General features: G+C 52.9%; 12 protein-coding genes and 2 tRNA genes. 7 read left to right on the top strand and 7 right to left on the bottom strand.

Annotated features, from left to right (window positions below; translation table 11 throughout):
• Positions 1-200: 200 nt before the first annotated feature.
• From PN477_RS00070 to PN477_RS00060, 3 genes are all read right to left on the bottom strand, one after another.
• Positions 201-1,385, bottom strand: coding sequence for a glycosyltransferase family 4 protein (locus tag PN477_RS00070; protein ID WP_272121941.1), 1,185 nt, complete (start codon positions 1,383-1,385; stop codon positions 201-203).
• On the bottom strand, positions 1,382-2,212 hold the full coding sequence (locus tag PN477_RS00065; protein WP_272121939.1) for an alpha/beta fold hydrolase: 831 nt from the start codon (positions 2,210-2,212) through the stop codon (positions 1,382-1,384). The genes PN477_RS00070 and PN477_RS00065 overlap by 4 nt, the downstream gene beginning before the upstream one ends.
• A 129-nt stretch (positions 2,213-2,341) precedes the next feature.
• On the bottom strand, positions 2,342-2,800 hold the full coding sequence (locus PN477_RS00060; RefSeq protein ID WP_272121937.1) for an NUDIX hydrolase: 459 nt from the start codon (positions 2,798-2,800) through the stop codon (positions 2,342-2,344).
• Between the two features lie 145 nt (positions 2,801-2,945).
• Here PN477_RS00060 and PN477_RS00055 point away from each other — a divergent pair.
• Positions 2,946-3,017, top strand: a tRNA-Val gene (locus PN477_RS00055).
• Between the two features lie 249 nt (positions 3,018-3,266).
• Here PN477_RS00055 and PN477_RS00050 read toward each other — a convergent pair.
• Together PN477_RS00050 and PN477_RS00045 are read right to left on the bottom strand one after the other, a co-directional pair.
• A tRNA-Leu gene (locus tag PN477_RS00050) sits at positions 3,267-3,350 on the bottom strand.
• 407 nt (positions 3,351-3,757) lie between these two features.
• Complete coding sequence (locus PN477_RS00045; RefSeq protein ID WP_272121936.1) at positions 3,758-5,203, bottom strand: MFS transporter; 1,446 nt, start codon at positions 5,201-5,203, stop codon at positions 3,758-3,760.
• Between the two features lie 162 nt (positions 5,204-5,365).
• Between PN477_RS00045 and def the strand changes: the two genes are divergently transcribed.
• The 5 genes from def (at position 5,366) to PN477_RS00020 (ending at position 8,600) form a co-directional block, all read left to right on the top strand.
• Positions 5,366-5,929, top strand: a complete 564-nt coding sequence (def, locus tag PN477_RS00040) for a peptide deformylase (protein ID WP_272121935.1) — start codon at positions 5,366-5,368, stop codon at positions 5,927-5,929.
• A 67-nt stretch (positions 5,930-5,996) separates the two neighbouring features.
• A complete protein-coding gene (locus PN477_RS00035) occupies positions 5,997-6,197 on the top strand; it encodes a hypothetical protein (protein ID WP_072622460.1) in 201 nt (66 codons plus the stop codon).
• Positions 6,198-6,251: 54 nt separating this feature from the next.
• On the top strand, positions 6,252-6,854 hold the full coding sequence (locus PN477_RS00030; protein ID WP_272121932.1) for a hypothetical protein: 603 nt from the start codon (positions 6,252-6,254) through the stop codon (positions 6,852-6,854).
• Positions 6,851-7,708, top strand: coding sequence for a LysM peptidoglycan-binding domain-containing M23 family metallopeptidase (locus tag PN477_RS00025; protein WP_272121930.1), 858 nt, complete (start codon positions 6,851-6,853; stop codon positions 7,706-7,708). Before PN477_RS00030 ends, PN477_RS00025 begins: the two co-directional genes overlap by 4 nt.
• Before the next feature lie 682 nt (positions 7,709-8,390).
• On the top strand, positions 8,391-8,600 hold the full coding sequence (locus PN477_RS00020; protein WP_272121927.1) for a transcriptional regulator: 210 nt from the start codon (positions 8,391-8,393) through the stop codon (positions 8,598-8,600).
• An 81-nt stretch (positions 8,601-8,681) separates the two neighbouring features.
• Here PN477_RS00020 and PN477_RS00015 read toward each other — a convergent pair whose 3' ends face one another.
• Together PN477_RS00015 and PN477_RS00010 are read right to left on the bottom strand one after the other, a co-directional pair.
• Positions 8,682-8,945 (bottom strand): type II toxin-antitoxin system RelE family toxin, encoded by a 264-nt coding sequence (locus tag PN477_RS00015; RefSeq protein ID WP_272146872.1) that lies wholly within the window; start codon positions 8,943-8,945, stop codon positions 8,682-8,684.
• Positions 8,942-9,160, bottom strand: a complete 219-nt coding sequence (locus PN477_RS00010) for a hypothetical protein (protein WP_272121925.1) — start codon at positions 9,158-9,160, stop codon at positions 8,942-8,944. Before PN477_RS00010 ends, PN477_RS00015 begins: the two co-directional genes overlap by 4 nt.
• A 139-nt stretch (positions 9,161-9,299) precedes the next feature.
• Here PN477_RS00010 and PN477_RS00005 point away from each other — a divergent pair, with 139 nt between their 5' ends.
• Positions 9,300-9,578 carry a hypothetical protein gene (locus PN477_RS00005; RefSeq protein ID WP_272121923.1) on the top strand — a complete coding sequence of 93 codons (279 nt, stop codon included), beginning with the start codon at positions 9,300-9,302 and terminating at the stop codon, positions 9,576-9,578.
• Positions 9,579-9,693: the final 115 nt, after the last annotated feature.

Raw genomic sequence — 9,693 nt, 5'->3', positions numbered from 1 at the left:
TGGCCTCGTCTGCGTTTGATCCCCCTAAATCCCCCTTAAAAAGGGGGACTTTTTTTCGTTCCCCCCTTTTTAAGGGGGGCTAGGGGGGATCGAGAGAAGGTGAACATCGTTAAGAGCAGTTTGTGTATAAGCAGTAGCCCACGGGGCGAGGGGCTTCTGATCTGGCCATGATGATTTCTGAATATGTTGTAATCGCTGGGTTAGGGCGGATTAAAGCCTGATTTTAGCTGTGCCATGACGTGTTGAATGGCTTGTTCTTGGTTGGCGACGTTTTCGCGGGGTGACCAGTGGGTCATGCGATCGCGGGCAGCCTGTCCCATCTGGTGTAGTCGGGCAGGGTCAGTGAGGAGATCGCGGAAAATGGCGGCGAGGGTGGTGCGATCGCCGCAGGGATAGATTTCCCCTGTGACTCCCGGATTCACCAGTTCCCGTGCGCCAACGCGATCGCTCACCACCACCCCGCATCCGCACAACATCGCTTCATTCACCACCACCCCAAACGGTTCATAGTCTGACCCTAGACAGAGCAGATCCGCTGCGGTATAGATCGCCGGGAGTTGGCTTTGGTTGCAAAAACCGAGGAAGCGGACGCGATCGCACCCCTGCGCCGTTGTCGCTAACTCCGCTCGTAACGTGCCATCCCCCACAAACAGCAGATAACTTTCCGGCACGTCCGCCGCTAAAAAGGCCGCTAAGACATCCTGGGGACGTTTCCAGGGTTGCAACTTGGCGCAGAAGATGACCACGGGCGCATCGTCTGGAATCCCCCAACTTGCCCGCACCTGAGCGCGATCCACTGCTGCGGCTTGGGCCAACCACCCAGCGTTATCCACCACAAAGGGCGTGAAAAAAATGCGATCGCGCTCAATCCCTAACCCCGCCAGCAGTTCCACCCCCGCCTGACTCGCCGCAAACAATGCATCCCCCACCCGATAGAGCCAGGGCAGGATCAACGGCTTCATCCACCCTTTCCAGCCCCCCCCAAAGCGCGACCCTAAACTACTCGCATCGGTGCTGAAAATAAACGGGCGGCGATGCCATTTTGCACTCAACGCCGCCCACCAAAAGCTCGCGTACACATACCCCGTAAAACAAATCACCACATCAAACTCCGCCACCATTGGCCACAGGCGCGGATTCACCAACCCCCAAAACCGCCCCAACCCCGGACGGTGCGATCGGTTGGGCACAAACACCGACGGATACCCCGCCAACAGCGGCACATCCCAGGCGATCGTTTGGCCAAAATCCACGTCCTGATAGGCTTCTAGCCCGACCCGATCACAATAGGCCACCTGAAAATCCCAGCCCCGCGCCACCATTTCTTGAAACAGAGGGACAACGTAGGGAATGGGATGGGAGACGATGATCAGGACGCGACTCATCGAGCGATCAGGGCGGCGATCGTAAAGCGTTCGATCTCCCGCACGACATTATTCGCCCAGGCTTCCACCAAGTCCCAGCCGCCTTGCTTCATCATGCGCAGTTTGGCGTAGGGGGCGAGTTTGACATAGGTTTTACTTTGGCGGATTTGGATGGGGTGGTCTTGGCCGCCTTGGAGGATGAGGATGCGGGTTTTGAGGGCTTCGAGGTCATCGTTGATCAATTCAGCGGCGATCTCCGATTCGGGACGGTTAAAGAGGAGGTGACAACTGGGCGGACAGGCGAGGAGTTGCTCGCGATAGGCGAGGAGGGTGGTCACTTTGCGATGATGGGACGTGAACCATTTCGTGACGGGTTTTGCGAGTTTCATTCCGAGGGGCACGACGGGAATCGAGCTAGTGAGCATCAATTCCGTGTGCCAGCGACTGCGGCGATCGGGTACGTCCACGCCTTCGGGGGCGAGGAGGATCATGCCGCTGACTCGTTCGGGGTGGGCGATCGCATATCGGGAGGCAATCCACGCACCAATGGAATGGCCCACGAGGTACACCTCTTCAAGATGCAGCGCATTGATGTAGTCCGCTAGACAGTCGGCATGGAGTTGGATCGATTGAGGAGATTCCGGATCATCCGATTCCCCAAAGCCCAGTAAATCCGGGGCGAGACAATGGACACGATTGCCCAACTGTTCCAAAACAGGTAACCATTGGGAGCCGTCAGTTAAAGCACCGTGGAGGAAGATGATTGTGGGGCCTTTTCCCACTTCACGCCAGAATAGATGTCCTTGGGAAAGGCGAATTCGACCGATGCGGATGGGCGGAGCCTGCATTGTAATCATTCAACTGTGATTCAACCGTGAGCCAAAGCGGCGGGACATTGTTATTAATGCTGTGCCTATGATTTCATAATTTTTCAATAAATTAAAAAAATTTCCGTCATTATACTCACGAATTTGGGATTACGCGATCCGGGTAATTTCACTGAGGTAGTCTTTTAATTGGTCACCGTGATCATGGCTAAAGTCTTCTTGCGGGAGTTCATCCCGTGCAAAGGCCCGTATTTCTGAAATTTCCAAGGTGTCTTGGGGTTGTAATGATCCGGTAACGGTGACGGCTAATAAAATGCTCAACGAATGGAGGCGCGGATCGCGATCGGGGGCAGAATAAACCCCGACCAAGCGTTCAATCTCCAGCAGTTCGAGGCCGGTTTCTTCCCATAGTTCGCGTTTGGCGGCTTGGGGAATGGTTTCCCCCCAATCGATGATGCCGCCGGGTAGACCCCATTGCCCGGTATCACGACGGCGCACCAAAACAATCCGCTGGTCTGGCAGAATCGGAATTAAGGTGGTTCCGGTGACGGGATGGCGAAAGATAATCCCCATCACCGTAAAGATAAATTGCTTCCAGCGGCGCAGCATCGTGAATAGTCTCGTATGGCGAAGATAAGAAAGAGTGTTTGTATTGTAGAGGGCTGCCGGAACTTTGCCTATTTGCGATGTCGCGATCCATCACACTTTTTTTGTTGACGGAACCCTTTTTTATCGCTATGATAATAAACCGCACGGGCGATTAGCACAGGGGTAGCGCACTTCCTTCACACGGAAGGGGTCACTGGTTCAAATCCAGTATCGCCCATCCCTTACACAGCAAGGATTCTAGGTAAATCCTGTACATGAGCGAGAGTGTGTACATTCTCATTATGTACAGGATTTGTACAGTTTTGAGGATAAAAACAGAGTCTGACGGGGTATCCCTGTACTTGCTGGTAGTGTCTACCGTTTCACCAATGGGTACAATAGGTTCAGTAGATTTTTGGTAGATGGCACTAAAAAACAGCCTCAGGAAAATCCTAAGACTGTTTGTTTTGTAAGGGTTTAGGGTTTATGCGGAACGCGAGACTTGAACTCGCACAAGATTGCTCCCACTAGAACCTGAATCTAGCGCGTCTACCAATTCCGCCAGTTCCGCACGCATTGGAAACGCAGTTATCTAATGTACTGAATTTTTGAGATTTTGTCAAACCTGAGCCACGATGTTGCTGTCCGCCTTGACCCTGGGGGGAAATCCGTGGGAATGCCGATTTACAGACTGTCACCCTGATGATCCAGAATCCAAAGCCATTGGCCTACAGTAAAGACGGTGTGAGGAATAGAATTAAACCAGTGGATATTTGGTCGCAACACGGCAAGACCAAGATCCACTGGTTTAAATAACACCACACGATTGAGTGACGCAGGAGCATCTTGCCCAGAAGTTAAGGTGCTCTTGATTTCTTTGGGACGATTTCTCTGGGGCAAAAGTTGCGCGATCGCGCCCCCTTCCGCACAATGGCGGAATCATTCCTCAGTTTTGGCGAAACTCTCGACAAAAGAGCATTAGGGTTCCGGTGGGGTTTCGGGTTGGCGGCGTTGGGTGGCGAGTTTGAGCATGATGTCACCGTGAACGGCTTGGGAGAGGGGATAGGCGGCGGCGAGGATCATCCCCACCACGAGGCTAATCACCGGAATCGGCCCGATTAAGAGGCGAATCATCCAGAGGGCGGAGGCGGGTTGTTCGGGGTCGCTGAGGTTGTCGGTGACGAAGCCGGAGGAATCGAGGAGGCGACTGATAAAGAAAATCGTGACGGCGATCGCTAACTTCTTCATCTGCACCATCAACCCATAAAAAATCCCCTCCCGCCGTTGCCCTGTGCGCAGTTCATCAAAATCCACCGCATCGGGCAACATTGACCAAGGAATCAAATACGCCACCGATAACCCCATTCCGGCCAAAATGCCAAACCCATACATCAAGCCCGTTTGACCCGGTTGGAGCGTAAACAAACCCAACTGCGCCACAAAGGTTAAGGGAACACCCCACAGATAGATCGCCCGTTTACTGAGTCGCAAACTCAACCGCCGCCAAAAAATCATCATCAAAAACGCGGTTCCCTGCACGGTCAAGGCCATTTGGGTGAAGGCTTGCTCTGTTAATCCCATCCATTCCACAACGAAGTAGGGCAAAATCGCCGCCGTGACCTGCAAACCCAGCCATGAACAGAGATAAATCCCAACGACGAAGAGAAAGGGACGATTGCTAACGGCCATGTGAATTTGTTGGCGGATCGGCAGTTGGGGCGGTTTGACGGGGCGATGGCGGAAGGCTTGCATGGCGGCGAAGCGATCGCGGGTTCCCCAGACGCAGATCACCATACTGAGGGAGGCGATCGCGCCACAAATTCCCCCCAACACCTGATACTTCAGCACCTCATCCTCGATCACCCCAAAAATGACTTGCGCCAAGATCAACGCCGCAATACTGCTGCCAATCGTAAACGAGGCCTTCACACTGACGAGGCGGGTGCGTTCTTCATATTGATGGGTTAACTCTGCCCCGAGGGTGGAATAGGGCACAATCACCACCGTAAACGCCGTGTAAAACACCAACGCCATCGCCGTCGCATAGAGCCAACGCCATTGCAAGGGAGCCGACGGCATCGCCCAGAGCAAAAACGCGAAACTGACCCCCAGGGGAATCGCCCCGCCGAGCATCCAAGGATACCGCCGCCCGAAGCGCGATCGCGTCTGGTCACTCAACCACCCCACCAAGGGATCAAGCACCGCATCCCACACCCGCGCAATAATTAAAACAGACCCCGCCTGAGCCGGTGGCAACCCCACCACATTCGTCAGAAAATAGAGCCAAAAAAAGACCAAAATACTCCCGGTGATCTCACTGCTCACCTCCCCCACGCCATAGCTGAGTTGGGTTTTCAAGGTGAGAGGAACCGCCGGTTCACGGGGGAGTTCCGCGTCAGAATCAAAGGGGGATTCGATACTCATAGCACCACACAAAAGGGGTTAACCGGTTCACAATGTCCCCACTATGCCACGATCGCTTTGCGCCTGATTTTCAGATTTCGGGGCAAGGCGGAAGTCCTCCACCGAGAACTGTTAAGATTAAAGCGAATTTCCGTATAGATATCTTTACTATTTCAAGCGCGTATGGCTGCCTCGATCGTTGTTGAAAAACAAAAACTGTCCAAACCGCCCCTCGATATGCATTATTTGGGCGAGCGGGTGCTCCGCCAACCGGCTAAACGGATTGCGAAGGTAGACGATGCCATTCGTCAATTAGCCCGTGAAATGCTCCAAACCATGTACAGTGCCGATGGGATTGGCTTGGCCGCGCCCCAAGTGGGGGTTCATAAACAATTGATTGTGATTGACTGCGACCCCAGCAATCCGGCAAATCTGCCCTTGGTTTTGATTAATCCTAAGATCATCGCCGTCAGTCATGGGGTCTGTGATGCCGAAGAAGGCTGTTTAAGTATTCCGGGGGTCTATTTGCCCGTGACCCGCCCTCAAACCGTTGAGGTGTCGTTTAAAGATGAACAAGGCCGCCCCCAACGGATAAAAGCCAAAGGTCTCTTAGCCCGTGTCATTCAGCACGAAATGGATCACCTCAATGGGGTGCTGTTTGTGGATCGGGTGGAAAATGGCTTACTGTTGGCCGAAGAACTGAAGAAAAATAATTTTTCAGTGAATGCGGTGCAAGCGGTGAAATAAGCCGCGCCACCATCGGATTCACTGTTGCTGTTCAATTGTTGATGTCAAAAAGGAGTCGGAAAAGCTGATGGGCATGACCGTTAAGAGCGGAATTTATTTAGCGTTGTGCTGCGTGAGTGCGATCGCAGCCGTGGGTTCAGTGTTTGAATTAGGCTATGGTAATCCCACCTACGGTACACCCGTCACGGCGGCGATTCTAGCGTTGAGTGTGCCGGTCACGATTGTGCTATTTTGGGCGGCCGTCCAAGACACCAAAGCCAATCAATAAATAACCCCTGATTGTTGTTGGCATGATCCGATCGCGCATCGAGGCAGGATCAGGATGAACACACCGAGTCATTATGTTTTGAATGTGGTGGCGTTGGGCTATGGCCTTGCGCCGGATGCGGTGACGGCGATTACCTGGGGTGCGATCGCGCCCGATCTCCCCATCTTCCTCTTTTACGCCATCGCTAAACTCATCTACCGCCTGCCCGAAGCGCAAATTTGGTCAGAAACCTATTACGAATCCGTGGGCTGGCAAACCGCCATTACCCTAGGGCATTCGTTCCCCCTGGCGATCCTTGGCCTCCTCCTCTGCCTCTGGGGTCAATGGCGCTGGGGATGCTTTTTCTTTGCGAGTATGATCGGCCATTCGCTGCTCGATCTTCCCGTTCACCACGACGATGCCCACCGTCATTTTTTCCCCCTCAGCAATTACCGTTTTATCAGCCCCCTCTCCTACTGGGACCCCCGCCACCATGGCCGCATCGTGGCAGGGGTAGAATTGCTCCTCGTGTTGGGATTGTCGCCCCTCGCCTGGACGGTGCTGAAAACAGGATGGAGTCGGGGGATTTTGGTGGCGATTAATGGTCTGTATCTGATCGGTTACAGTCGGTTTTATCTGGCGAGTTTACTCACCACACTCTTTAACAACACACCATGATGCTTCGTCTTTTAGCCACCACCGTGATCGGGTTGAGCGCGATCGCCCCCGCCACCCTGGCGCAATCGTCCCCGCTCTGTTTACCCCCGGCGCTCAATCGATTTCAAACCCACACCGCCCAATCCGGCGACACCGTGAGCAGCCTCGCCCAACGCTATCGCCTCACGCCCCAAACCCTGCGCACCTTTAACCCCGATCTAACGGGTAATGCGATCGCCCCCGGCCGCATTGTTAAAATTCCGCCCTTCAATGGCATCGCGGTTCAGGTTCCCACCGGTGCAACCTGGCAAGATCTCGCCCAAGCCTACGGAGTCCGGGCGGATATCCTGTTTGAACTCAACGGCTGCCAAGCCCCGGCGAGCCTCGCATTTATCCCCGGTAATCCTCAGAACGACAGCGATTCGGGCCGCCGCGATACCTACATTGGTTTGAGCCTTTATCCCCTCCCCCAACCCGCCACCATCGGCCTAGCCTACGGGTGGTATGATGCAACGCCCAACGCCACAGAGCAAACCTTTCACAGCGGCATGGATTTACTCGCAGAACCGGGAACAACGGTACTCGCTGCCTCGCCGGGGGTGGTGGTGTTTGTGGGTTCACAAAATGCCTATGGTACTTTAGTGATTCTGCAACATGGCACAGAACGGCAGACCCGCTACGCCCATCTGCAAGATACGTTGGTGGAGGTGGGGCAATGGGTGCAAGCCGGAGAAGCGATCGCCCGCGTCGGCACCAGCGGCCAGCCGGATATTCCCCCGCCCCATCTTCATTTTGAAGTGCGCCAAGCCTCCCCCATCGGCTGGGTCGCCCAAGACCCGGAAATTCACTTACCGCCCGATGCGATCGCGCCATAACCCCCTCAATCCCCCAGCACATTAGGGGCGATCGCAGTCCTGAAACCGCAGAATGGTGTCTGTAAAGAAAAGATTAAGCAGCAAGGCGTTTGAGCATTAAATGAGGTCATGGCTTGTTGACACTCCCACCGTTAAATCAAAGATTATAACGGGGGATTCTTGCTTCATTGGGTTTGTCTAGTCTCAAGTCATCTCTGTCTTGAAACCCCGTCCAGATTCCCCGACCCAAGCATCTGTTTAATGTCCACTGAATGTCCCGCAGCAGACAACAAAAACTTAGTGATGTTTCGATTTCTCCTTCATAAACTATGCCGCCCCTGTGATCAGGTATTGCTTTTTGGTCGGACATTTTATCTGGCGAGAACCACCAATCTTGCCTCTCTAGGCACACGAGGTAGGAGATGAGTTGTCGCTGTTCTTGCTGATTGAGTTGGGTAATTTCTGCTAAGACTTTTTCTAGGAGAGGACTCATGATCTACCTCAGCTTTGGGGTTGTTTTGATTGTACTTGTTGGGGAGAGGGTTCGGGGGGCAAGGGGTTGGTGCAAGAAACTCGGTTTCGGGCTTGAGGTCAGAAACCGGGTTTTTGGGAGGGGTTGGGGGAAAATGAGGGATAAGCGCAACCCGGTTTCTCGATTTTGGGAATGGGGTAAAATTGGGGATAGTATTCTGAAAAATTTACGATGCTCACTACGGAAACTGAAATTTTAGCGATTTTGCGTAATCTGCCCCAGCCTGCGTTGGATGAGGCGAAAATATTTTTAGATTTTTTGGCTTGGCGGTATCAAAATAATTCGCCTCAATGCGCAAATTTAATTGCTAGTCTGCGAGGAAAGGCGACGGGGGATCTGAGTACCGATGAGATTTTGAGCTTAACGCGGGGTGAGGAATGACGGATTTCCTCGTGGATAGTCATGTGATTCTGGATGTCTTAACTGAAGATCCTCATTGGTTTGATTGGTCAGCCGCACAATCTACCCTAACAACTTGTCGTAGTCTGTATGCGAACCGATCCAAAACCAGATCACTGTATCTCCATCTACTTGGCCAACTGCTCGGTAGTTTTTGTTAATACGAGCAGAATAAATGGGCAATTCTGGATGTACTTTTTTGAACCGTAGGCTTGGATAGCTTGGGTCATCCTGAAACTGGCGATAGGCAGCGCGGGCCTGTTGTTGAACCTGCTTAGGCAAGTCACTCAATAGTTTACGAAATTGGGCAGTGGTGCGCGATTTCACAGCGTTTCTGGGTTAAGTGGGTGGGTTTTGCCCCCATGATATTCAGCCATTGCTGAAGCGGCGAGTTGAGCCAGAAGATCTGGAGAACGTGAGAAGGTTTCATCCCAACGGCGCTCATCCTCAATTTCTTCTAGGATGATGGCAGCGATCGCATTTTGCTCACTTTCGGACAAGGTTTGTAATCGGGCGATCGCACTTTCGAGTAATTCGGTCATGGCGACTCTACTCCTTTTGATGCTGACTGGATCTAGTATTGCTGATTTTAGACCCATTGACGATTGCCTCTACGGGAAGAAACCCGGTTTCGGGCTGTGGGGGTAAAATGGGGGGGATGTCTTTGCTGGTGGTGTGGCGATGGAACAGTACGAAGCATTTTTACAAGAAGCCCTGCGCTTGACCGATGAGAGCGGTGGCAATCCCTCGGTTGTTTATCCCTTCCTTGAACGCCAGCAAGCCAAGCTGAATGAGGATCTGATCGCCCTCATTCCCGCCTTTGCCACTCGCGATAACATCATTGATTTGTTCAATTTTGCCAATTTGATGCTGCAATTTCCCCAAGGTCAACGGGCGATTAATTTAGAAATTGCCATTGCGATCTACATCAAAGCGGGTGCATCCCAGTTATGCAGATAGTACATAGAGATTAATAGAGTTCACCATTGAGATAAGCACAACGGTGTAGAAGAACCTTAGGCACATTGTGGCGAGACCACTGAGCCCCAGACCGTTTAACGCGGGCAGCAATTTG

The sequence above is a fragment of the Spirulina subsalsa CS-330 genome, from assembly GCF_028330765.1.
Taxonomy (GTDB): Bacteria; Cyanobacteriota; Cyanobacteriia; order Cyanobacteriales; family Spirulinaceae; genus Spirulina; species Spirulina subsalsa_A.
Note: the sequence above shows the minus strand (reverse complement) of the source record. Positions and strands in the feature narration are given on the sequence as shown.